The 22,182-nt window shown below is 67.5% G+C and carries 19 protein-coding genes and 2 pseudogenes; 8 read left to right on the top strand and 13 right to left on the bottom strand.

Annotated features, from left to right (window positions below):
- Positions 1–35: 35 nt before the first annotated feature.
- Positions 36–737, bottom strand: a complete 702-nt coding sequence (locus tag OMK73_RS32540; protein WP_267605626.1) for a response regulator — start codon at positions 735–737, stop codon at positions 36–38.
- A gap of 252 nt (positions 738–989) precedes the next feature.
- Between OMK73_RS32540 and OMK73_RS32535 the strand changes: the two genes are divergently transcribed.
- Positions 990–1,967, top strand: a complete 978-nt coding sequence (locus OMK73_RS32535) for a tripartite tricarboxylate transporter substrate binding protein (RefSeq protein WP_267605625.1) — start codon at positions 990–992, stop codon at positions 1,965–1,967.
- Positions 1,968–2,007: 40 nt separating this feature from the next.
- On the opposite strand, the gene OMK73_RS32530 is transcribed toward OMK73_RS32535, so the two are convergent.
- A complete protein-coding gene (locus OMK73_RS32530) occupies positions 2,008–2,913 on the bottom strand; it encodes a LysR family transcriptional regulator (protein ID WP_267605624.1) in 906 nt (301 codons plus the stop codon).
- Positions 2,914–3,028: 115 nt separating this feature from the next.
- Here OMK73_RS32530 and OMK73_RS32525 point away from each other — a divergent pair, with 115 nt between their 5' ends.
- Positions 3,029–3,493: a PACE efflux transporter gene (locus tag OMK73_RS32525; protein WP_267605623.1), complete on the top strand. Its 465-nt coding sequence runs from the start codon at positions 3,029–3,031 to the stop codon at positions 3,491–3,493.
- Positions 3,494–3,590: 97 nt separating this feature from the next.
- On the opposite strand, the gene OMK73_RS32520 is transcribed toward OMK73_RS32525, so the two are convergent.
- On the bottom strand, positions 3,591–3,800 hold the full coding sequence (locus OMK73_RS32520) for a hypothetical protein (protein ID WP_267605622.1): 210 nt from the start codon (positions 3,798–3,800) through the stop codon (positions 3,591–3,593).
- 350 nt (positions 3,801–4,150) lie between these two features.
- Here OMK73_RS32520 and OMK73_RS32515 point away from each other — a divergent pair.
- The 5 genes and pseudogenes from OMK73_RS32515 to dacB all read left to right on the top strand — a co-directional run bounded on the left by OMK73_RS32515 (position 4,151) and on the right by dacB (position 9,472).
- Positions 4,151–5,430 (top strand): annotated as a pseudogene (locus OMK73_RS32515) (flavin-dependent oxidoreductase).
- 93 nt (positions 5,431–5,523) lie between these two features.
- Positions 5,524–6,699 (top strand): ABC transporter substrate-binding protein, encoded by a 1,176-nt coding sequence (locus OMK73_RS32510; RefSeq protein ID WP_267605621.1) that lies wholly within the window; start codon positions 5,524–5,526, stop codon positions 6,697–6,699.
- Positions 6,696–7,205, top strand: coding sequence for a DUF3237 domain-containing protein (locus OMK73_RS32505; RefSeq protein WP_267605620.1), 510 nt, complete (start codon positions 6,696–6,698; stop codon positions 7,203–7,205). The genes OMK73_RS32510 and OMK73_RS32505 overlap by 4 nt, the downstream gene beginning before the upstream one ends.
- A 73-nt stretch (positions 7,206–7,278) precedes the next feature.
- Complete coding sequence (locus OMK73_RS32500) at positions 7,279–7,866, top strand: MarR family winged helix-turn-helix transcriptional regulator (protein WP_267605619.1); 588 nt, start codon at positions 7,279–7,281, stop codon at positions 7,864–7,866.
- A 70-nt stretch (positions 7,867–7,936) separates the two neighbouring features.
- Positions 7,937–9,472 (top strand): D-alanyl-D-alanine carboxypeptidase/D-alanyl-D-alanine-endopeptidase, encoded by a 1,536-nt coding sequence (gene dacB / locus OMK73_RS32495; protein WP_267605618.1) that lies wholly within the window; start codon positions 7,937–7,939, stop codon positions 9,470–9,472.
- 492 nt (positions 9,473–9,964) lie between these two features.
- Here the strand turns inward: dacB and OMK73_RS32490 are convergent, their stop codons facing one another.
- From OMK73_RS32490 to OMK73_RS32455, 8 genes are all read right to left on the bottom strand, one after another.
- On the bottom strand, positions 9,965–10,951 hold the full coding sequence (locus tag OMK73_RS32490; RefSeq protein WP_267605617.1) for an L-threonylcarbamoyladenylate synthase: 987 nt from the start codon (positions 10,949–10,951) through the stop codon (positions 9,965–9,967).
- Positions 10,952–10,993: 42 nt separating this feature from the next.
- Entirely contained in the window at positions 10,994–12,238 is a 1,245-nt protein-coding gene (locus tag OMK73_RS32485; RefSeq protein ID WP_267605616.1) for a 5-(carboxyamino)imidazole ribonucleotide synthase, read from the bottom strand.
- 50 nt (positions 12,239–12,288) lie between these two features.
- Positions 12,289–12,786: a 5-(carboxyamino)imidazole ribonucleotide mutase gene (purE, locus tag OMK73_RS32480; protein ID WP_267605615.1), complete on the bottom strand. Its 498-nt coding sequence runs from the start codon at positions 12,784–12,786 to the stop codon at positions 12,289–12,291.
- A 281-nt stretch (positions 12,787–13,067) separates the two neighbouring features.
- Positions 13,068–13,976, bottom strand: a complete 909-nt coding sequence (locus OMK73_RS32475; RefSeq protein WP_267605614.1) for a phosphoribosylaminoimidazolesuccinocarboxamide synthase — start codon at positions 13,974–13,976, stop codon at positions 13,068–13,070.
- A gap of 175 nt (positions 13,977–14,151) precedes the next feature.
- Positions 14,152–15,216: a class II fructose-bisphosphate aldolase gene (gene fba / locus OMK73_RS32470; RefSeq protein WP_267605613.1), complete on the bottom strand. Its 1,065-nt coding sequence runs from the start codon at positions 15,214–15,216 to the stop codon at positions 14,152–14,154.
- Between the two features lie 140 nt (positions 15,217–15,356).
- Entirely contained in the window at positions 15,357–16,793 is a 1,437-nt protein-coding gene (gene pyk / locus OMK73_RS32465; protein WP_267605612.1) for a pyruvate kinase, read from the bottom strand.
- A gap of 13 nt (positions 16,794–16,806) precedes the next feature.
- A complete protein-coding gene (locus OMK73_RS32460; protein WP_267605611.1) occupies positions 16,807–17,580 on the bottom strand; it encodes a DUF4349 domain-containing protein in 774 nt (257 codons plus the stop codon).
- 160 nt (positions 17,581–17,740) lie between these two features.
- Entirely contained in the window at positions 17,741–18,949 is a 1,209-nt protein-coding gene (locus tag OMK73_RS32455) for a phosphoglycerate kinase (RefSeq protein ID WP_267605610.1), read from the bottom strand.
- 359 nt (positions 18,950–19,308) lie between these two features.
- Between OMK73_RS32455 and OMK73_RS32450 the strand changes: the two are divergent.
- Positions 19,309–20,444: pseudogene (locus OMK73_RS32450) on the top strand (helix-turn-helix transcriptional regulator).
- 42 nt (positions 20,445–20,486) lie between these two features.
- On the opposite strand, the gene OMK73_RS32445 reads toward OMK73_RS32450, so the two are convergent.
- Together OMK73_RS32445 and OMK73_RS32440 are read right to left on the bottom strand one after the other, a co-directional pair.
- Positions 20,487–20,810, bottom strand: a complete 324-nt coding sequence (locus OMK73_RS32445) for an AzlD domain-containing protein (RefSeq protein WP_267605609.1) — start codon at positions 20,808–20,810, stop codon at positions 20,487–20,489.
- Complete coding sequence (locus OMK73_RS32440; RefSeq protein WP_267605608.1) at positions 20,807–21,649, bottom strand: AzlC family ABC transporter permease; 843 nt, start codon at positions 21,647–21,649, stop codon at positions 20,807–20,809. The genes OMK73_RS32445 and OMK73_RS32440 overlap by 4 nt, the downstream gene beginning before the upstream one ends.
- Between the last annotated feature and the right edge of the window lie 533 nt (positions 21,650–22,182).

The raw sequence follows: 22,182 nt of genomic DNA, 5'->3' as shown, positions 1-22,182 counted from the left end.
GGCGCGCGCGCAGGCTAGCGGCGCGCTTGCTCGGCTCAGCCACCGCTGGGCTCCAGCACGTAGCCCAGCCCGCGCAGGGTCACGATGGCGGCGCCCGAGCCTTCGAGCTTGCGGCGCAGGCGGTGCACGTAGACCTCGATCACATCCGGCAGGGTGTCGTCGGCCAGGGTGAAGATGCTGGCGTAGATGCGGTCCTTGCTGACGGTCTTGCCCGGCGGCGTCATCAGGATCTCCAGCACCGCATGCTCGCGCGGCGTCAGCGCCAGCGGCACGCCGCCCACCTGGAAATGGCGTGACACGGTATCGAAGCCCAGGCCGCCGCAAACCACCAGCGGCGCTTCGGTCTGGCGCGCGCGGCGCAGCAGCGCCTTCACGCGCGCCTCGAACTCGGCCAGGTCGAAGGGCTTGGCCATGTAGTCGTCGGCCCCAAGATCCAGGCCCTTGACCCGGTCGCCCACCTCGCCGCGCGCGGTCAGGATCATCACCGGCACGCGGCAGCCGCGAGCGCGCAGGCGCGCGAGCAGGTCCAGGCCGTCGCGGTCGGGCAGGGTCAGGTCCAGCAGCACCAGCGCGTAGTCGCTGCCGGCCCCGCCCGCGCTGCCGGCGTGGGTGCTGAACAGCAAGGATTCCGCGCTGGCCGCGTCGGCCGCGCGCTCCACGGTGAAATGCAGCGCGCGCAGCGCCTGCATCACCCAGGTGGCCAGTTCATCGTGGTCCTCGACCAGCAGTACTCTCATGGAAAGGTCTACTCCTGCATGTTTCCAGCTGGCGTCACGCCATGCCATGCGCATGGTTTGCTCCCCTCTCCTGCATGGCGGGAGAGGGAGAGACAGCCGTCGTCATGGTGCGCCGCTTTGGCCCGTTCGGCGGCTTCGTCCAGCGCTTCTGGGCGCGCTTTGTTATGCCTGATTTTCGCATTGGCGGCCAGCGGATTTGTTCGGGATTTCCCGGTAAGCTGTCTGCCGTCCAATCGCCCCCGAGGAGAATCGATGCGCCACGTCCTGGCCGCCCTGCGTTTTGCCTGCGCGGCGCTCGCCCTCGCCGCTGCCTGCGCGCGGCCGGCGGCCGCCGCGCCGGAATGCATCGTGCCCGCCAAGCCCGGCGGCGGCTTCGACCTGACCTGCAAGCTGGCGCAGCGCGCGCTGCTCGAAGCCGGACTGACCGAGCAGCCGATGCGGCTGGCCTACGTGCCGGGCGGTATCGGCGCGGTGGCCTACAACAGCATCGTGGCGCAACGCCCCGCCGAGCCCGATACCATCGTAGCCTTTTCAGGCGGCTCGCTTCTGGCTCTGGCTGAAGGCAAGTTCGGTAAGTACGGCGCGGCGGACGTGCGCTGGGTCGGCGCGCTCGGCACCGATTACGGCGTGATCGCGGTGCGCGCCGATTCGCCCTTCAAGAGCCTGAAGGACCTGGTGGCCGCGCTCAGGTCGGACCCGGACCAGGTGCTGTTCGGGGCAGGCGGCACCATCGGCAACCAGGACTGGATAAAGGCCGCGCTGGTGGCCCGGCAGGCCGGGGTGGGCTACAAGCGCATGCGCTTCGTGGGTTTCGAGGGCGGTGGCGAGGCCTTTACGGCGCTGCAGGCCGGGCACGTCCAGGCGGTGTCCGGCGACGCATCGGAAGCCGCCATGCAGCTCGGCGCGGGCGGCATCCGCATCCTGGCCGTGCTGGCGGAGCAGCGCCTGCCCGGCAGGCTGGCCAGCGTGCCCACTGCGCGCGAGCAGGGCTTCGACATTGTCTGGCCCATCCTGCGCGGCTTCTACATGGGCCCCAAGGTGCCGCAGGCCGACTACCGGCGCTGGGTCAACCGCTTCGAAAGGTTGCAGGCCAGCCCCGCATTCGCCAGGCTGCGCGCGGAGCAAGGCCTGTTTCCTGTCGACCTGGGCGGTGCGGACCTGGATACCTACGTGCAGCGGACGGTGCAGCGCTACAGCACGCTGGCCAAGGAATTCGGGCTGGCCCGATAGGCCCGATAGGCCCGATAGCCCCGATAGCTGCCGATATCGGCTACGGCCGGGCAGGCACCTCCGGACGCGGCAGCGGCTGCTTGCTCACCCGCTCCTTGAGCCAGGTGGCGGCCTTGCCGAGCGGCCGCTGCTTGTGCCACACCAGCTCCATGGCCACCGGCCAGTCCTGGTCGTCGAACTCCAGCGCGGGCGACACCAGTTGCGTGCCCGCCGGCGAGTTGGCCGCCACGTGCCAGGGCACGAAGGCCCATCCCAGCCGGCGCTTGACCAGCTCGACGATGACCCACTGGCTCTCCACCCACCAGACTTCGGCGGCCACGCGCAGGCGCATTTTTTCCTCGCTGTCGGTGCGGGTCGCCACCATCAGTTGGCGGTAGCGCTTGAGCTCTTCCCAGCCCACGCGCTGGTCCGCAAGCGGATGGTCGGGGGCGCAGATGATCCGCATCGGCACCCAGCCCAGCGCGCGGAAACCCAGCTCCGGCGGCAGCACTTCCTGGCGCCACATGAGTCCCAAGTCCGCGCAGCGCTCCAGCACCAGCCGGCTTACGTCTTCCATCAAGGGGAACAGCAGCTCCAGCTCCACGGCCGGGAAGCGCGCGGAGAATTCCTCCAGCATCACGCCCAGGGTTTCCTCCGGATACAGCTCGTCCACCGCCAGCACCAGGCGGCTCTCCACGCCCTCGCCCAGGCTCTTGGCCACGCCGCGGAAATGCTCGCAGCGCTCCAGGATCACGCGCGCTTCTGCCAACAGGCGTTCGCCCGCGGGGGTCAGGGTGGGATAGCGCCCGCCGCGGTCGAACAACTGGTTGCCCAGGTCGATCTCGAGATTGGACACGGCCGCGCTGACGACCGACTGGGCCTTGCCCAGGCGGCGCGCGGCAGCGGAGAAAGAGCCGCACTCGGCGGCGGCGGCAAAGGCCTGCAGTTGCTCTAGCGAGAGGCTCATGTCGATTCCTTGAGACGGGCCGCTAGCCCATTCATCGGTTTTAGCGATAGAACCTAACTTTACCATCCCAGAATACTCGATAGAATGGCCTCATTCACGCCAGACAGGAAGGATCATGCGCAGCACCAAGGACAGAATTCGTCACACCATCGGCTTTGAAGTGATCGGCTTGCTAATTGTCGCTCCGGTCGGCAGCTGGGTGTTTGGCTTCGCCCTGCACCAGATCGGCATCCTCGCCGTGGTGGCATCGGTGATCGCCGCCGCCTGGAACTACATCTACAACGTGCTGTTCGACAAGGCCATGCTTCGGTTCACCGGGCAGCTGCGTAAGCCGGTGCCCGTGCGGGTGCTCCACGCCATCCTGTTCGAACTGGGCCTGCTGGTCGTGTTCCTGCCGATGGTGGCGTGGTACCTCGACATGAGCCTCATCGATGCGTTCATCATGGACATCGCCTTGGCGGCCTTCTACGTGGTCTATGCGTTCGTCTACAACTGGGCCTACGACGCCGTGTTCCCGGTGGCCAACACTGTGGGGAAAAGCGGGCAGGCCACGGAGGCGATCGCGAAGTCAGCCTGCTGACCCGGCGATAAGAAAAGCAAAAGCGGATGCCGACGGCATCCGCTTTTTGCTTTTTGGCGAGCCGCTTCGTAATGGCTACGCGTGGCGGCGTTGATCCTTACCTGCGGTCGGGCGTGGCCACGTTACCGACCACGCCGCCCAGCGCTGCGCCACCGATGGTAGCCGCCGGGCCGCCGACCAGTGCTGCGCCAGCCACGCCGCCGACACCCGCGCCGATGGCGGTATTGCGCTGCTTGGGCGTCATGTCGGCACAACCCGCCACGCTCAGCAGGGTGGCAAGCAGGATAGACAGGGTTACGGTACGCATGATGAGGCTCCTTGTGGGATATGCGGCATTTGCTTTGGGCCTGGCAATGCAACCAGGCATCGTTATCGCGTATTACCGCAAGGTCCACATCTGCGGCAGGTGCGTTCAGTATGGGGCTCGGGGCCGCTTTGCGTGACGGGGGCATGGCCGAACATCGTGTCAGCGGATTCCCACAAATCCCGTGCCCAGGACGTGTATGCGCCGCTTACTTGCGGGTTTCCCCGCACACCGGCCATCTTGAAGCCTCCGCGCATTTAGTTATACTACATAACAATATTGCTGCCGGCCGCCCGCTCCGCATGGAGCACGCGCGGCACGGGCAATCCATGACAAGCCGTGGAGACAACACCATGAAGATCGCGATTGCCGGTGGCGGCATCGGTGGCCTGACGCTGGCACTGCTTTGCCACCGGCACGGCATCGAGGTCGAGGTCTGGGAAGCCAGCGAGACGCTGCGCCCGCTCGGCGTTGGCATCAACCTGCTGCCGCACGCCGTGCGCGAGCTGTCCGAGCTCGGGTTGCACGATGCGCTGGCCGAGCTGGCGGTGCAGACCTCCTCCTCTCCTACTACAACAAGCTTGGCCAGCGCATCTGGCACGAGCCGCGCGGGCGCGCGGCGGGCTACGGCCAGCCGCAGTTCTCCATCCATCGCGGCGAATTCCAGATGCTGCTCTACCGCACCGTGGTGGAACGCCTGGGGGCCGACAGCGTGCATGCCGGCCACACGTTTGAGGCGGTCGCGAGCACCGGCGCGCGCGCCGCAGACCCCGTGGAGTTCACGCTGCGCCGGCGCAGCGACAACGCGCAAGTCACGGCGCGGGCCGATGTGCTGGTGGGCGCCGACGGCATCCACTCCGCCGTGCGCCGCCACTTCTATCCGCAGGGCGACGCGCCGCGCTTCTCGCGCCGCACGCTGTGGCGCGCCGTCACCGAGGCGCCGCCGTACCTGGACGGCAGCTCGATGTTCATGGCGGGCCACCAGGACCAGAAGTTCGTGGCCTACCCGATCTCCGAGCCGCTGCGCCGCAAGGGGCGCTCGCTGGTCAACTGGATCGCCGAGCTGCGCGTGCCCGACAGCGTGCCGGATACCCCGCCGCGCAGCGACTGGAACAAAGAGGTCGACAAGTCCGTGTTCCGCGAAGCCTTCGCCGGCTGGCGCTGGGACTGGATCGACATCCCCGCGCTGATCGACGGCGCGCAGGCCATCTACGAATTCCCCATGGTCGACAAGGACACGCTGCCGCGCTGGACCTTCGACCGCGTGACGCTGCTGGGAGACGCCGCCCACCCGATGTACCCGATCGGCTCCAACGGCAGCGCGCAGGCCATCCTCGATGCGCGCTACCTGATGGACAGCCTCTTGGCCAACGGCGCGCCGCGCGACGTCTGCGGCGCCGGCTACGCGCTGCGCGAGTACGAGGCGGAGCGACTGCCGCGCACCGCGGCCATCGTGCTGCGCAACCGCATGAACGGGCCCGAGCAGGTCATGCAGCTGGCCGAGCAGCGCGCGCCGCAAGGCTTCAGCGATATCGAAAGCGTGATCCCGCGCACCGAGCTCGAAGCGATTGCGCTGCGCTACAAGCAGCTCGCCGGCTTCGACCGGCAATCGCTGCAGGTGCCGCCGCGCTAAGCGGGCCGCGCGCCTGTGATTGCGCCAGTCCGTCGCGTCATGCCCCCCGACCGGCCCTGAGAAGCCGGCGTCATTCGAAGATAAGGAGACATCGTGCCGCGCCCCAGCCTTACCCGCCTTGCCACGCCCGCCACCCGCCTTGCGCTCGCCGTCACCGCCGGCCTTGCCTGCGCGCTTGGCGCCGCACCCGTGTTTGCCGAAGTGACGGTCGGCGTCAGCATCGCGTCGACCGGTCCCTCGGCCTCGCTCGGCATCCCGCAGAAAAACAGCATGCCCTTCCTGCCGGAGACCATCGGCGGCGAAAAGGTCCGCTACATCGTGCTGGACGACGGCTCCGATCCCACCCAGGCCACCAAGGTGGCGCGCCGCTTCGTCAGCGAAGACAAGGTCGACATCATCCTCGGCTCGTCGGCGGTGGCGCCATCGATCGCGATTGCCGAAGTGGCCGACGAGAGCCAGACCGTGCAGCTGGCCTTCTCGCCGATCGAGCTCAAGCCCGGGCGCGGCGAATGGACCTATCGCCTGGCACAGCCGGTCAAGCTGATGGCCGAAGCCGTGGCGGATGCGGCGCACGCGAGAGGCGTCAAGACCATCGCCTTCATCGGCTTTGCCGACGCCTACGGCGAAACCTGGCTCAAGGAATTCACCACCGCCGCCACCGCGCGCGGCATGCGCCTGGTGGCCACCGAACGCTATGCGCGCTCGGACACCAGCGTGACCGCGCAAACGCTCAAGCTGATCGCCGCCCGCCCCGACGCGGTGCTGATCGCCGGCGCCGGCACCGGCGCGGCCCTGCCCCACACCACGCTGCGCGAGCGCGGGTTCGCGGGCCCGGTCTACCACACGCACGGCGCGGCCACCAAGGACCTGATCCGCATCGGTGGCAAGGCCGTCAACGGCTCCATCCTGCCGGCCGGGCCGGTGATCGTGGCCGAGCAGCTGCCCGACAGCGCCGCCACCAAGAAGCCGGGACTGGACTATGTGGGCCGCTACGAGAAACTGTACGGGCCCGACAGCCGCACCCAGTTCGGCGCCCACCCCTACGATGCGGGCCTGGTGCTGCAGCGCATCGTGCCGGTGGCGCTCAAGCAGGCCAAGCCGGGCACGCCGGCATTCCGCAAAGCCCTCAAGACCGCGCTGGAGAGCGAACGCGATATCGTGGTGTCGCACGGCGTGCTGAACTACACCGCGCAGGATCACTTCGGCTTCGACACACGCGGCCGCGTGATGCTGACCATCGACAACGGCAACTGGAAGCTGCTGAAATGACCTCGCCCGCCGCGCCCCTCGCCATCGCCGCCCTGCCCACGCCCACGCTGGAGCATGTGGCGGACTTCAGCTTCCGGCTGGCGCCGGCCACCGAGGTGGGCACGAGCGCGCTGGGCAACCGGCGGGTCATCCCCATCCTCGACGGCGTAGTTTCCGGGCCGCGCCTGCAAGGGCGCATCCTGCCCGGCGGGGCGGATTTTCAGCTGGTGCGCCACGACGCCGGCAACGGCATCGTCGTGGCCGACATCGAGGCTCGCTACGTGCTGGAGACCGGCGACGGCGAGCGCATCTACATCGTCAACGCCGGCGTGCGCAGCGGGCCGGCCGAGCTGATCGCGCGCCTGGCCGGCGGCGAGATCGTCGACCCGCGCCTGATCTATTTCCGCACCGCGCCCCGCTTCGAGACGTCGGCGCCCGGCTACGACTGGCTCATGCAGCACCTGTTTGTCGCCACCGGCGCCCGCTATCCGGACCGGGTGGAAATGCGGTATTTTCGCGTCATGTAGGCGACCCGGTTTTTCCGCCGGCCCATCCCCCTTACCGCTACCACCCACACTCATCGACTGACGCCAAGGCCTCATGACCACAGCAAAGGCGCGAGCGCGCCGCGGCCGCGATGCCCTCGCCCCCGATCCCGCCGGCGCGAGCCAGGCAGCCGATGCACCCGGCGGGTTCGATCCGCATATCGCCGACGTCGACTATGGTGTGCTCGACAGCCTGGTCGGCTACGCCATCCGCCGCGCGCAGATCCGCATCTACGAAGACTTCGTGCAATCGCTAGCGCAGTGGAACATCACGCCGCCGCGCTTCTCCGCGCTCGTGATCGTCTCGCGCAATCCGCTGCTCAAGCTGACCGAGCTGGCCAGCATCCTGGGCATTGCGCGCTCGGGTGCGGTGCTGCTGGTCGACGCGCTGGAAGACATGAAGCTGGTTGCGCGCCGCCCGGCGCCGCACGACCGCCGCGCCTACAGCCTGGTGCTGACCCCAGCGGGACGGCGCACGCTGGAAGCCGCCACCGCCGCGGTGTGCGCGCATGACGCGCGCGTTGCGGGTGCATTGTCGGCGCAGGAGCAAGACACGCTGCGCGCGCTGCTCGGCAAGCTCGCGCCACCTCAGCCAGTGGGTGCGGCCCAGATGGCAGAGCCGACGAACGCCGCGCAAGACTAGACGGAAATTCTGGGGAAATCCTGCGGAAATCGAAAGGCGGCGTCATCCGCGCCCAGGCCCATGCGTTAACATGGGCACCATGCCGAAACGCCCTTCCCCAATTCTTCGCCGCCTGCTGCCGCTTTGCGTCGCCGGGCTGTTGTGCATCAGCGGCCTGAGCGCCGCCACCGCTAAGACCACCGTTCACAAGACCAAGGCCGCCCACGCCGCTGCCCAGCCCGCCGAGCCGCACTCGGGCCTGCCGGGCAGCGTGGCGGCCGCGCTCAAGCGCGCGCATGTGCCCGCCTCGGCCACCAGCTTCTACGTGATCAAGGTCGGCGCGCCGGCGCCGCGCGCAAGCTGGAACGCGCAGACGCCGATGAACCCGGCTTCCACCATGAAGCTGGTCACCACCTTCGCCGGGCTCCAGCTGCTTGGCCCCGGCTACCGCTGGCAGACCGCGCTCTACGCCGACAACCAGCCGGGTGCCGACGGCACCGTCAACGGCAATGTCTATCTGCGTGGCTATGGCGACCCCAAGCTGGTGCCCGAAGAAATGGCCAAGCTGGTCAACGCCGCCCGCACCGCGGGCGCCACCACCATCAACGGCGACCTGGTGCTGGACCGCAGCTACTTCGATTCCACCCTCGACAACGGCGCCACCATCGACGGCGAAACCCAGCGCGCCTACAACGTCAGCCCCGACGCGCTGCTCTACGCCTTCAAGACGCTGTCGTTTACCATCACGCCCGACCCGGTCAACCAGTCGGTCGCGGTATCGGTCACGCCCGCGCTGGCGCAGCTCAAGCTCGACAACCGCCTCGCGCTGTCCAACGGCAAATGCGGCAACTGGTCGGCACGCGCCCGCCCCGCCGTCACGCCGCAACCCGACGGCACCGTGCTGGCCTCCTTCGACGGCAGCTACGCCGCCGACTGCGGCGAACACGTGGTCAATATCGCCACGCTCTCACACAACGAGTTCGCCTGGGGCGGCTTCGTCGCCGAGTGGCAACTGGCCGGCGGCCGCTTCACCCACCAGCCAGCCCTGCGCATGGGCCGCGCCCCGCGCAACGCCTTCCTGCTGGCACGCCACTACGGCCAGCCCCTGTCGGAAATCGTGCGCGACATCAACAAGTTCTCGAACAATGTGATGGCTCGCCAGCTTTACCTGACCATCGGCGCGGAGATGGATCGCGGCGGCCCGGCCAGCACGACACGCTCGGCCAAGGTGGTGCAGCGCTGGCTGGCGCGCCAGGGGCTGGACATGCCCGGCCTGGTGCTGGACAACGGCTCCGGGCTATCGCGTGAAGAACGGATCAGTGCCTACGATATGTCGCGGCTGCTGCAGCAAGCGCTGGCCAGCGAAGTCGGGCCGGTGCTGATGGATTCGCTGCCGATCCTCGGCGTCGATGGCACGCTGCGCAACCGCCTGACGCGCGCCGGCGCGGCCGGCAATGCCTACATGAAGACAGGAACGTTGAACGATGTCCGGGCACTCGCCGGCTATGTCGATGCCCTGAACGGCGATCGGTATGTGGTGGTCAGCTACATCAACCACGCCAACGCAGCACAAGCCCGCGAAGCCCACGACGCCCTGCTGCAATGGGTGTATCAGGGCGCACCCTGAGTGGCGTGATACTGGCAGCCGGTACGGAAGAACGGTGAGATCACGCCCTTGCGAGCGCCCGCCCTCTCCCCGGCCCCTCTCCCGCAAGCGGGAGAGGGGAGCAAACCAGCGGGAGCAGAAACGACATCGCCAGACAACAATTCGGTGTAGCCGTGTTTCCCGCCCCCAGGCGGGAAACACCCACGCGCGATGCGAAGCGAGCCGTGGAGGTGTGCCAAGGCCGTATGGGGCGCCTCGGGATTCGGCGAAAAGAGCGGAAAAGAGGGACCCATGTCTGAGTATCGCCTTAAGGCGATGCGAGTTTGGGTCCCGGCCGCTCTTTTCGCCGAATCCCGAGGGGTGTCGCCCCATCCGGCGCGCCTTTTTTGCCTACTTTTTGGCAAGACAAAAAAGTAGGTCGCCGCCCCGCAGGGGCGGTGAAACTGCAGTTGCCTTTGACCTTGAAGTTAAGCCGTTGAAGCTGATTTTGCAGTTGCAGCCGACCCCGCCCCCTTACCCCCCAAACGCAGCAGCAGCCCGCTGCAACCGATCTCGAACCCCATCCCACTCATGCCCAGCCGGCAAGGCCTCAAACACCAGCCGCGCAAACCCATCCCCATCCAGCCTGCGCAACAAGCTATAAAGCGCACGCGCATAACCCTCGGCATCGGCAGGCGCCTGCACCCAAACGCACCGCGGATCAGCAGCCGCCTGAACACCAACCCACGCCACTCGCGCGTCGGCGGGCAAATCGACCAGTTGCGCAGGCAGATCCGCAGCAGAACACAAACCCAACGGCGTATGCGGCGCATAGTGCGCCTTCAGCGTACCTGACGCGCGCGGCGCCGCGGCATCCGGCGGCAGCGGCGTGACGCCCAGCACCTGCGCCATCATGGCCGGCGTGATCGCGCCGGGGCGCAGCAATACCGGTCCAATGCCCTGCTCCAGCCGCGACAGGTCGACAATGGTCGATTCGATGCCAACCTCAACGCCATCGCCTTCAAGCACGAAGACAGCGTCGCCAAACTCATCGCGCACATGCTGCGCCGTGGTCGGGCTGACCTGGCCAAACTTGTTCGCGGACGGCGCGGCAATGCCGCCACGGCCACGCTTGAAGCGGCTAAGTAGCGCCTGCGCGACCGGATGCGAGGGACAACGCAGGCCAATGCTGTCCTGGCCACCGGCAACCGCCGCCGGGATATGCGCGGCGCGCTTGAGGATCAGCGTGAGCGGGCCGGGCCAGAAGGCGTCGATCAGCGCTTGCGCGGCCGGCGGCACGTCGTCCACCCAGTAGCTGATATCGCCGCCGTCCACCACGTGGACGATGATCGGGTGATTGGACGGGCGGCCCTTGGCCGCGTAGATGCGGGCGACGGCCTCGGGGTTCTCCGCGTCGGCGCCGAGGCCGTAGACCGTCTCGGTCGGGAAGGCGACCAGTTCGCCGGCCTCCAGCAGTTGGACCGCTTGGTCAAGTTCGGCGGACGTGGGCATGCGCGACATCGGGAATCTCTTGGGTGGCGTTACTACGAAGCTACGAAGCTATCAGGGCGCAATATGCAGCGCTGTCAGGGCCGCGTCGAAGGCGCGCTCGGCGTCAGCTGCCTCGCCGCCCACGCAATTCACGTGGCCCATCTTGCGCGAGGGGCGGGCATCGCTCTTGCCATACAGGTGCAGCTTGGCGCCCGCTTGCGCCACGACTTCGTCCCAGGCCGGCGTGCGCTCCAGGCCGAACTCGAACCACACATCGCCCAGCAGGTTGAGCATCTTGCCGGCCGAATGCTGGCGCGTGCTGCCCAGCGGCAGGCGAGCCATGGCGCGCACCTGCTGCTCGAACTGGCTGGTCTCGCAGGCGTCCATGGTGATGTGGCCGGAGTTGTGCGGGCGCGGCGCCATTTCGTTGGCGACCAGCGAGCCGTCGGTCAGCACGAAGAACTCGATGCACAGCACGCCCACATAGCCCATCTCGGTGGTGATGGTGGCGGCGGCGGCGCGCGCGCGCGCGGCGATCTCGTCGGAGACGCTGGCGGACGGCATCACCGTGGAGAACAGGATCCCGTCGCGGTGCACGTTCTCGGCGAGCGGCCAAGTGGCGGTGGTGCCGTCCGCGGCGCGCGCGGCCAGCACCGAGACCTCGTAGGCCAGCGGCAGCATCTGCTCCAGCACGCACGGCACGTGCTGCATCGCGCGCCAGGCGGCGCGCACGTCTTCGCGGGTCTTGACGCGGGCCTGCCCCTTGCCGTCATAACCCATGCGCGCGGTCTTGAGGATGCCGGGCAGCAGGTGCTCGGGCAACTGGTCGACGTCGGCGTCGTGCTGGATCACCCAGTGCGGCGCGGTGGGCACGCCGGTGCGCTCGGCGCAGGAGGCGAAGAACTTCTTCTCGCCAATGCGGTTCTGCGCGATCGACACGCAATAGCCGCGCGGCGCGACGAAGGCGCCGAGCTGCTCGAGCCGGTCGAGCGAGAGCGAGGGCACGTTCTCGAACTCGGTGGTCACCGCCGGGCATAGCTTGGCCATCTCGGCCAGCGCAGCTTCATCCGTATAGGCCGCGCAGATGTGCTTCTCGGCGATCGTGCCGGCCGGGCTGTCCTGGTCCGGATCGAGCACGCAAACCTTGTAGCCCATCGACTGCGCGGCATGGGTGAACATGCGGCCAAGCTGGCCGCCGCCCAGCATGCCTAGCCAGGCGCCGGGCAGCACCGGCGCGCTGGGATTGTCGATGCCGAACTCGGCACGCGACTCCGGCGTGTGGGCTTCGACCAGGTGGGGATGGATATCGGTGGGCATGGCGCGTCTTTCCGGATTCGGGGCTTAGGGCTAGTCGGTGTGCGTGCGCCTTACACCGGCAGCGTCATGGCGCGGGCGGCTTCGGTCTGCTTGGCGCGGAACGCTTCCAGCGCGGCGGCCAGCGCGTCGTCGGTGGTGGCCAGCGTGGCGATGGCGTGCAGCGCGGCATTGGCGGCACCCGCTTCGCCAATGGCGAAGGTGGCAACCGGCACGCCCTTGGGCATCTGCACGATCGACAGCAGCGAGTCCTCGCCGCGCAGGTAGCGCGACGGCACCGGCACGCCGAACACCGGCACGATGGTCTTGGCGGCGATCATGCCGGGCAGGTGCGCAGCGCCGCCGGCACCGGCGATGATGGCGCGCAGGCCGCGCGCGCGCGCGGTGGCGGCGTACTCGAACATATCGTCGGCCATGCGGTGGGCGGAGACCACGCGTGCCTCGAAGGCCACGCCGAAATCCTTCAGCATGGCAACCGCGTTCTGCATCACGTCCCAGTCGGAACTGCTGCCCATCACAACGCCGACCAGCGGCTTGGCTGTATTGCTCACGTTAAATCCTTAAAAATCAGTCTGGCGCATATTGATTGCGTCAGCTTTCGCCTTGCGTTTTTTCGCTCTCCCGCGCGCGGGAGAGGGGTTGGGGAGAGGGCGGGCGCTGGTTACGCCTGCGTGCTGGAAAACACCACGGGCTTCGCTTGAAGTGGCTCCTAGCTAAGCCACCCCTCTCCCCGGCCCTCTCCCCTGAGGGGAGAGGGAGTCAACACCGTCGTCATTCCGAACGGCATTGGCGCGCCTGCCGGCTTCGGCCAGCACCTGCGCCGCCCCAACAATTACTGCAGTTCCTCGCCGGTCAGGCGCGTCAGCGCCTCGCGGTACTTGGCGGCGGTCTTCCCGATCACGTCGGCGGGCAGTGCCGGCGCCGGTGCGGTCTTGGGCCAGGGCTTGCCGTCGATACGCACGGCTTCCAGCCAGTCGCGCACGAACTGCTTGTCGAAGGACGGCGGGTTGGTGCCGACCTGGTACGAATCCGCGGGCCAGAAGCGCGAGGAATCGGCGGTCAGCACTTCGTCCATCAGCGTCAGCGTGCCGTTCTCGTCCAGGCCGAACTCGAACTTGGTGTCGGCGATGATGATGCCGCGGGTGGCGGCGTAGTCGGCCGCTTCCTTGTACAGGCGGATCGAGATGTCGCGCATCTGGCGCGCCAGTTCGGCGCCGACGCGGGCTTCGGTTTCCGCAAAGGAGATGTTCTCGTCGTGCTCGCCCATCTCGGCCTTGGCGGCCGGGGTGAAGATCGGCTCGGGCAGCTTCTGCGCGTTCTGCAGGCCGGCGGGCAGCTCGATGCCGCACACGCTGCCGGTGGCCTGGTAGTCCTTCCAGCCGCTGCCTGCCAGGTAGCCGCGCACCACGGCTTCCACCAGGATCGGCTTGAGGCGCTTGACCACCACGGCACGGCCTTGCACCTGCTCGACCTCGGCCGGGCTCACCACGGTCTCGGCGGCGATGCCGGTTTCGTGGTTCGGCACGATGTGGGCCAGCTTCTTGAACCAGAAGTTGGCCATCTGGTTGAGCACGCGGCCCTTGGCCGGGATCGGCTCGCCCAGGATGACGTCGAAGGCCGACAGGCGGTCGGTGGTGACGATCAGCAGCTTGTCGTCGCCGACAGCGTAGTTGTCGCGGACCTTGCCGTGGCCGAGCAGCGGCAGCGAAGTGATGGAGGACTGATAGAGAGCGTTCGACATGGTGGTTCGGTGGTTCCGATAGGAGGCACTAACAGAATGATTCTGGCGTCGGGCCAGAACAACTGCTTCGCTTCATTTTGTTAGCGCTTTTCAGGCTCCGGCGCCGGGGCCTGAAAAGCGTCGTCCCGCACCTCTCCTTTTGACGGGATCGGGGCGGGGACGGCACGGGTCCTGCTTACTGCACGACCTGGGCGAGTTCGCCCGACTTGTACTTCTGCGCGACGGCGGCGAGCGAGACCGGCTTGATCTTGGCGGCCTGGCCTTCGCAGCCGAAGGCGACGTAGCGTGCCTTGCAAACCAGCTTGGCGGCTTCGCGGGCCGGCTTCAGGTATTCGCGCGGGTCGAACTTGCTCGGGTTTTCGGCAAAGAAGCGGCGGATCGCGCCGGTCATGGCAAGGCGGATATCGGTATCGATATTGATCTTGCGCACGCCGTACTTGATGGCTTCCTGGATTTCCTCGACCGGCACGCCGTAGGTTTCCTTCATGTCGCCGCCGAACTGGCGGATTTCTTCCAGCAGTTCCTGCGGCACCGACGACGAGCCATGCATCACCAGGTGGGTGTTGGGGATGCGGGCGTGGATTTCCTTGATGCGGTTGATCGCCAGGATGTCGCCGGTGGGCTTGCGGGTGAACTTGTAGGCGCCGTGCGAGGTGCCGATGGCGATCGCCAGGGCGTCCAGCTGGGTGGCCTTGACGAAGTCGGCAGCCTGCTCGGGATCGGTCAGCAGCATGGAGTGGTCCAGCTTGCCTTCGGCGCCGATGCCGTCTTCTTCGCCGGCTTCGCCGGTCTCGAGCGAGCCCAGGCAGCCGAGTTCGCCTTCCACGGTCACGCCGATGGCGTGCGACAGCTGCACCACCTTGCGGGTCACGTCGATGTTGTACTCGTAGTCGGACGGAGTCTTGCCGTCTTCACGCAGCGAGCCATCCATCATCACCGAGGAGAAGCCCAGGTCGATGGCGGCCTGGCAGATCGCCGGCGACTGGCCGTGATCCTGGTGCATCACCACCGGGATATGCGGGTAGGCTTCCACCGCGGCTTCGATCAGGTGGCGCAGGAAGTGCTCGCCGGCATACTTGCGCGCGCCTGCGGAGGCTTGCATGATCACCGGCGCATTGACTTCGTCGGCGGCCTGCATGATGGCCTGTACCTGTTCCAGGTTGTTCACGTTGAAGGCGGGCAGCGCGTAGCCGTTTTCGGCGGCGTGGTCGAGCAGCTGGCGCATCGATACGAGTGGCATGTCAAACTCCTAAAGAAAGAATGGGGTATCTCGTTTAATCATGTAATCGTTTTGCTCGCGTAGCACACCGTCTCTACGCGATGATTCCGGGAGTGATGCTGAGCGCCCAGGCGCCGGCTGTCTGTCCGGCGCGGCACATATCAGGCACCTACCCGGACAATCTTCAGCGTATTGGTGCCACCTGGCTGGCCCATCGGCTCGCCAATGGTCAGCACGATAAAGTCGCCGCGCTGCACCACGCCTTGCGACAGCAGCAGTTCTTCGGCCTGTTCCAGCGCGGTGTCGCGGTCGGCGCTGGCTTCCAGCGGCAGCGGCACCACATTGCGGTATAGCTGCATCTTGCGCTGCGAGGCCAGGTTGGGCGTCATCGCGTAGATCGGCACATGGATGCGATGCCGGCTCATCCACAGCGCGGTGGCGCCGGAATCGGTCAGCGCGGCAATGGCCTTCACCTGCAAATGATAGGCGGTGAACAGCGCGCCCATGGCGATCGACTGGTCGATGCGGCCAAAGGTCTGGTTCAGGAAATCGGTGTCGAGCTGGACCACCTCGGATTTCTCGGCCTCCACGCACACCAGGGCCACGGTTTCCACCGTCTCCACCGGGTAGCTGCCGGCGGCGGTCTCGGCCGACAGCATCACGGCGTCGGTGCCATCCAGCACGGCGTTGGCCACGTCCGACACTTCGGCCCGCGTGGGCACCGGGTTGACGATCATGCTCTCCATCATCTGGGTGGCGGTGATGGTCAGCTTGTTGGCTTCGCGCGCCAGCCGGATCATACGCTTTTGCAGCGCCGGCACGGCCGCGTTGCCCACCTCCACGGCGAGGTCGCCGCGGGCCACCATGATGCCGTCGGAGGCTTGCAGGATTTCCTCGAGCACGCCCGGACGGATGGCCTCGGCGCGCTCGATCTTGGCGATCATGCGGGCCTTGTGCTGGTGCGGCTGGCCGGCCACCGCGGCGAGCTGGCGGGCCATTTCCATATCGGTGGCGTTCTTGGGGAAGCTCACCGCGACATAGTCCGCGCCCAACGCCATGGCGGTCTTGATGTCTTCCATGTCCTTGGCGGTCAGCGCCGGCGCCGACAGCCCGCCGCCCTGGCGGTTGATGCCCTTGTTGTTGGACAGCTCGCCGCCGATCTTCACCTTGGTGAAGATCTCGTTGCCGAGCACGCGCTCCACCGCCAGCACGATCAGGCCGTCGTTGAGCAGCAGCAGGTCGCCCGGGCCGACGTCGCGCGGCAGGTCCTCGTAGTCGAGGCCGGCGCGTTCCTGGTTGCCCAGTGTGCAGGTGGCGTCGAGGATAAAGGGCTCGCCCACCTTCAGCGTGATCTTGCCGTTTTCGAACTTGCCGACGCGGATCTTGGGGCCTTGCAGGTCGGCCATGATGGCGACTTCGCGGCCGCAGGCCTTGGCCGCCTCGCGCACCAGGCGGGCGCGCTCGATGTGGTCTTCGGCCTTGCCGTGGGAGAAATTCAGGCGCACCACGTCGACCCCGGCCGCGATCATGCGCGTCAGGATTTCCAGCGTGCTGGAAGCGGGGCCGATGGTAGCGACGATCTTGGTGGAACGGGTCATGAACTGATTTTCCTTATCGAGGGCCAGCGCCGCCCGGCGGCGCCGGCACGGCTTGCTTCCTGCGCGCCGCGCGGCGCCGGCGCCAGGCCAGCGCGAACCACAGCAGCGGCACACCAACCAGCAGCCACGGCAGCGCGCCGGCGGCCACGCGGATCAGCATCGCCAGGCTGCCGAGGAACAACTCGGCGATATCGCTCACGGCGTCGCGCAGCGGCGACACCTTGCGCCGGCTGACGAACGTCTCGCGCGCGACGAAGTCGATGCGGACCTCATTGCGGTCGGTTTGCGCCGCCAGCATCTTGCGCAGTCCGTTGATCGTGTCCAGCTCACCCTGCACGCGCGCCAGCTCGCGCTCCAGCTCGATCACGTCGCGCAGCGGGCCGCGCGCGTTCTGCAGCATGGCGCGCAGGCGGTCGCGCAGCTCGGTGGTGTTCTTGATGCGGGCTTCGGCATCGATCACCTGGTCGGTCTTGTCCTCGCTCGACACCGCGTTGGACACCACGGTGCCGCCCTGCTCGGCCGCCTTGAGCAGATCCGGCAAGGCTTTCGGCGCGATGCGCGCGCGCAGCTCGCCGTGCGGCAGCGCACCGTCGCGGCTACGGGTGAAGGCCGCCTCCAGCAACTCGCAGCCGAGCGCCTGGCAGCGTTGCACCACGCTCTTCCAGCCAGTCTCCAGCGCGTCGGCGGCGTTCTCCACCGTCAGCGCGTACTTCAGCGCCAGGTAGCGGCGCTCCGCCTCCTGCTGCTCGCCGCCGCCTCCACCCCGCGCCAGCTCGCCGGCGGGCATTCCCGCCACCGACGCGGCAGCCTGGGGACGCCCTCGGGCGCGCCGCCGCCCGGGCGGCCGCATGCGGCCAGGGCCAGCATCATCGAGGCAGCCAGCAGCAACGCCGCCAGCCCACGCTTGCCGGCCATGCCCGCGCCAAACCCACGCAAACCTGCCACCCTCAGCCCGCGGCGCGCTGTTCCAGCACCTCGAACGCGGGCAGCTTCTTGCCCTCCAGGAATTCCAGGAAAGCGCCGCCACCGGTGGAGATGTAGCCCACCTGGTCAGCGATGCCGTACTTGGCGATGGCCGCCAGCGTGTCGCCGCCACCGGCGATCGAGAACGCCTTGGACTCGGCGATGGCCTGCGCCAGCACCTTGGTGCCATTGCTGAACTGGTCGAACTCGAACACACCAACCGGGCCGTTCCACACGATGGTGCCGGCCAGCTTGAGCTGGTCCCCCAGCATCTGCGCGGTCTTGGGGCCGATGTCGAGGATCATGTCGTCGTCGGCCACGTCCTTCGCGTCCTTGACGGTGGCAACAGCGGTGGCGCTGAATTCCTTGGCGCACACCACGTCCACGGGGATGGGCACCGAGGCGCCGCGCGCGGCCATGAGGTCGATGATGGTGCGCGCATCGGCCACCAGGTCAGCCTCGGCCAGCGACTTGCCGATCTTCAGGCCGGCAGCCAGCATGAAGGTATTGGCGATGCCGCCGCCGACGATCAGGTTGTCGACCTTGCCGGCCAGCGTCTTGAGGATGGTCAGCTTGGTGGACACCTTGGAGCCGGCGACGATCGCCACCAGCGGACGCGCCGGCTGGCCCAGGGCCTTGCCCAGCGCATCGATCTCGGCGGCCAGCAGCGGGCCGGCGCAGGCGATGGGGGCGTACTTGGCGATGCCGTGGGTGGTGGCTTCGGCGCGGTGCGCGGTGCCGAAGGCATCGTTTACGTAGACGTCGCACAGCTTGGCCATCTTCTGCGCCAGTTCGTCGCTGTTCTTCTTTTCGCCCTTGTTGACGCGGCAGTTTTCCAGCAACACCACTTCGCCGGGCTTGACCGCGCTGACGTCGCCGTTGCCGTCGACCCAGTTCTGCACGAGCTTGACCGGCTTGCCGAGCAGCTCGGACAGGCGCATGGCCACGGGCGCCAGCGAATCCTCGGGCTTGAACTCGCCTTCGGTCGGGCGGCCCAGGTGGGACGTCACCATCACGGCGGCGCCTGCCTGCAGGCAGGCCTCGATGGCAGGCACCGAGGCGCGGATGCGGGTGTCTTCGGTGATTTGGCCGGCGTCATCCTGCGGCACGTTCAGGTCGGCGCGGATAAAAACCCGCTTGCCGGCAATTTTGCCTTGGGAGATGAGATCGGAAAGACGCAGGACAGAGGTCATGGCGGTGGCTGGAGAGCGAAAATCGGGGAAAATCGGCATTTTACCTGATCGCAAGGGCCGTTTTGCGGGATTGGGCCCCGGATGCACCCGGCTGCAGGTGTACTATTCGCCACATACAGCGGGCGGCGAGCCACACCCTTGCAACGCACCCCTGAATGGGGGTGCGACAATCACGCTTGGTCTCGTACGCTGCTGCCAAAGCGCGCACTGTATGCACAAGTTGGTACAAGAAGAGCACGCAAAAACATAGCCAGAGGCCCGCTTCAGACGGGACCCAAGGCACGGGTGCCGGACGCGCTTACGGGAAGCGGCGTCGGCGCCACACGGCTAACGCCGTTGTCGCGAAGGCAGGGGTAATCATGAACGAAGACATGCACGGGGCGATCCGTGGCTTGTATGAAGGGATTCTTGACGCGCAGGCCTGGCAGCAAAGTCTGAGCACCCTGAGCAACATCGTAGGCAGCGCGCACGCATCGATGATCGTGCGCGATACCGATCGGGACCTGATGACGGTCAACGAGATGGTGCGCCCGGTGCAGGAGCTGTTCAGCGCTTACGAGAAGGAGTTCCACGAACTCGATCCGGGCAAGCTGTTTGCCCATAACCTCTCCCCGGGGAGTGGTACATCGATGCGCGCGATTTTGGCGAGGGCTCGATGCAGCGCAGCCCGTTCTACCGCGATTTCTTCCACCGCTTCGACCTGTGCTCCTACGCGGCCTGCCTGGTCGAGCGAAAGCCCCACTACGAGGTGTATTTCGCGCTGCAGCGCTCGTTCTCCCAAGGCAATTTCACGCCGGCGGACGTCAGCGCGCTGGACTGGGCGCTGCCCCACATGCGCAGCGCCATGGCCATGCGCGACCGCACCCTCGGGCTGTCGAGGCTGGCGCAGTTGTCAGCGCAGATCCTGGAGCGCCTGTCGTTCGGCGTAATCGCCTTCTCGCCCGAGCGGCGCGTATTGCTGAGCAACGGCATCGGCGAGCGCTGGGTGCGGCGGCTGGACCCCGCCGGCAAGGCCGGCGAGTGGCAATTGTCGCGCTCGCTGGCCGACCTGGTGACCGCTGCCTGCGCGCCGCACAGCACGGTGCCGGCGCATGCGGCCATCGCCCGCCATGCCAGCGGCGCCTGCGCGCAGCTGATCGTGCTGCCGCTGCCGCCGTCCCACGTCTTTGCGCTGCCCTGGCAGCAACCCGCCGCGCTGGTGGTGATCCATGAAGACGCGCAGACGCCGGCGCAACTCCCGCAGTTGCTGCGCGAAGTCTATGGCCTGACGCCCGCCGAGATCCGCCTGGCCAGCCTGTTGGCCACCGGCATGGGCCTGCCCGAAGCAAGCGAGCGCCTGAGCGTGCGGCACGAAACTGCGCGCAGCCAGCTCAAGGCGGTATTCCTCAAGACCGGCGCCAGCACGCAGGCCCGCCTGACGCGGCTGCTGACCCAGCTGGGCACGGCACTCGGGCCCGGGCCCGAGGGGCAAGACGGCCCCGGCGACGCTGCCTAGCCGCATCGCGCCTTCGGGGCCCGGCGAACGCCGGGCCCCGGCTCAGCCGAGCAGCCGCAGGCCGGTATAGACCGCCATGCCCGCCACGATCATGCCCACCATGCGGCGCGTCGCCAGGTAGAACACCAGCGCCACCGCGCCGGCCACCAGCTTGTAGTTGCTGGGTGCCAGCGTGAAATGCCCGTGCCAGGTCATCAGGTCGGGCAGGATGATGGCCGCCAGCGCCGCCGCCGGCGCGTAGCGCAGCGCGCGCTGGATGCGGTCCGGCACCGTCACGCGCTCGCCCGCCATCAGGAACAGCGCACGGGTGACAATGGTCACCAGCGCCATGCCGACCAGCGCGATCCAGATCTCGAGATGGCTCATGCCCGGTCCTCCGCAGCCGGGGAGGCTGACTGAGGGGCCGACTGAGAAGCTGACTGCGCGGGCGCATGCTCCGCCTTGCGGCGGCGGATGCCGCGCAAGGTCGCGCGGGCCGCGAGCTCATCGCTGGCCATGCCGGCGGCGATCGCCCCCACCACCGCCGCCACCAGGCCGAGCCGGTAAGGCAGCTGGAAGCACAGCAGCGCCAGCGTCGCAGCCACCGCCACCGCCAGCAGCGTGGAACGCGAGCGGATGGTCGTGACCATCACCGGAATCAGCGCCAGCGTGCCGGCCAGCCCAAGGCCCCAGCTATCCGGGAACGCGCTGGCCAGCACGATGCCGATGATCGACGAGACCTGCCACATGGTGAAATTGGTCAGCGCCATGCCCCAGAAGTACCCTTCCTTGCCCGGCTCATGGCCCGGCGTGGCATAGCGCTGCATGAAGTAGACGAAATGCAGGTCGCCGTTGAACGACCCCAGCAGCGTGCGGCGCCACAGCGGCAGGTAGCTGAAATGCGGCTGCAGCCCCGCACTGAAGATCACGAAGCGCAGGTTGACGATGGCAGCGGTCAGCCACACCGTCCACAACGGCAGGCCCGCCGCAAACAGCGGCAGCACGGACAACTGGGCCGAGCCCGCATAGACCAGCAAGGACATGCCGATCGCCTCGGGCACGTTCATCACCGACTTGCTCATGGCCACGCCGGTCACCAGCCCCCAGGAGAACACGGCAGGCAGGGACGGCGCAAAATACCGCGCCCCCTCGATAAAGCCGGCCCGCTCGGCCGGGGCAAAACGATGCCAGGGACGCAGCAGTGCCTGGGGCGGTCGGAATGTCATAACTGAAGATAGGGGGATGGCTGCCGCCGCGGGCGGGAAAGCCCTTAGGGGGAATTGGGCATTATAGGGGGAGTGGGAGGGGGTGGTAAGTGGTTGCTTAACAGTTGTTGGACGTTGTGGCGGGGGGTGTGCTGGATCAGTCGCTGCTCTTTGTTGCGGCGTTGGCTTTTGCACCCAAGTGCCGTACGACATCCCCCTGCGGGGGCTGCCGGTCACTCTTCTTTGCGCGGCAAAGAAGACTAACGAGAAGAAAGCCGCCCTGCCGGGAGCAGAGCAATAAGGCTCATGGGCCTCGGGGGTTGCGTCGTACGGCCCTGAGTGTTGGCTGGCGTGTCCTACCAGCCTGGAGGTCATCGAAACTGCATGACCCATGGGTTTCGTGGTGGGGCCCCTGACCTCGTGTGCGGTGCGCGTTCGGCCATCTGCCGTTCGCGGCGCGAGGTGCTGCGCCGTTTCGGGTGTGGCTGGTTTCGTGGTTTTGTCTCGGAGGGCAAGCGCGGTGATGTTCGAGCGTAACCCTTGCGGACCGGGCC

The organism is Cupriavidus sp. D39 (assembly GCF_026627925.1).
Taxonomy (GTDB): Bacteria; Pseudomonadota; Gammaproteobacteria; order Burkholderiales; family Burkholderiaceae; genus Cupriavidus; species Cupriavidus ulmosensis.
The sequence above is the reverse complement of the archived record's forward strand: the minus strand, read 5'-3'. Positions and strand labels throughout refer to the sequence as shown.

Bases quoted from the DNA above. Each gene is read 5' to 3' on its own strand.
- OMK73_RS32445 (WP_267605609.1), bottom strand. From the start codon at position 20,810: ATGAGCCATCTCGAGATCTGGATCGCGCTGGTCGGCATGGCGCTGGTG.
- fba (WP_267605613.1), bottom strand. From the start codon at position 15,216: ATGCCACTCGTATCGATGCGCCAGCTGCTCGACCACGCCGCCGAAAAC.
- OMK73_RS32460 (WP_267605611.1), bottom strand. From the start codon at position 17,580: ATGCCCGCCGGCGAGCTGGCGCGGGGTGGAGGCGGCGGCGAGCAGCAG.
- OMK73_RS32525 (WP_267605623.1), top strand. From the start codon at position 3,029: ATGCGCAGCACCAAGGACAGAATTCGTCACACCATCGGCTTTGAAGTG.
- OMK73_RS32530 (WP_267605624.1), bottom strand. From the start codon at position 2,913: ATGAGCCTCTCGCTAGAGCAACTGCAGGCCTTTGCCGCCGCCGCCGAG.
- dacB (WP_267605618.1), top strand. From the start codon at position 7,937: ATGGGCACCATGCCGAAACGCCCTTCCCCAATTCTTCGCCGCCTGCTG.
- OMK73_RS32535 (WP_267605625.1), top strand. From the start codon at position 990: ATGCGCCACGTCCTGGCCGCCCTGCGTTTTGCCTGCGCGGCGCTCGCC.
- OMK73_RS32475 (WP_267605614.1), bottom strand. From the start codon at position 13,976: ATGTCGAACGCTCTCTATCAGTCCTCCATCACTTCGCTGCCGCTGCTC.
- OMK73_RS32485 (WP_267605616.1), bottom strand. From the start codon at position 12,238: ATGCCCACCGATATCCATCCCCACCTGGTCGAAGCCCACACGCCGGAG.
- OMK73_RS32440 (WP_267605608.1), bottom strand. From the start codon at position 21,649: ATGACATTCCGACCGCCCCAGGCACTGCTGCGTCCCTGGCATCGTTTT.
- OMK73_RS32505 (WP_267605620.1), top strand. From the start codon at position 6,696: ATGACCTCGCCCGCCGCGCCCCTCGCCATCGCCGCCCTGCCCACGCCC.
- pyk (WP_267605612.1), bottom strand. From the start codon at position 16,793: ATGACCCGTTCCACCAAGATCGTCGCTACCATCGGCCCCGCTTCCAGC.
- OMK73_RS32540 (WP_267605626.1), bottom strand. From the start codon at position 737: ATGAGAGTACTGCTGGTCGAGGACCACGATGAACTGGCCACCTGGGTG.
- OMK73_RS32490 (WP_267605617.1), bottom strand. From the start codon at position 10,951: ATGTCGCGCATGCCCACGTCCGCCGAACTTGACCAAGCGGTCCAACTG.
- OMK73_RS32455 (WP_267605610.1), bottom strand. From the start codon at position 18,949: ATGACCTCTGTCCTGCGTCTTTCCGATCTCATCTCCCAAGGCAAAATT.
- OMK73_RS32500 (WP_267605619.1), top strand. From the start codon at position 7,279: ATGACCACAGCAAAGGCGCGAGCGCGCCGCGGCCGCGATGCCCTCGCC.
- OMK73_RS32520 (WP_267605622.1), bottom strand. From the start codon at position 3,800: ATGCGTACCGTAACCCTGTCTATCCTGCTTGCCACCCTGCTGAGCGTG.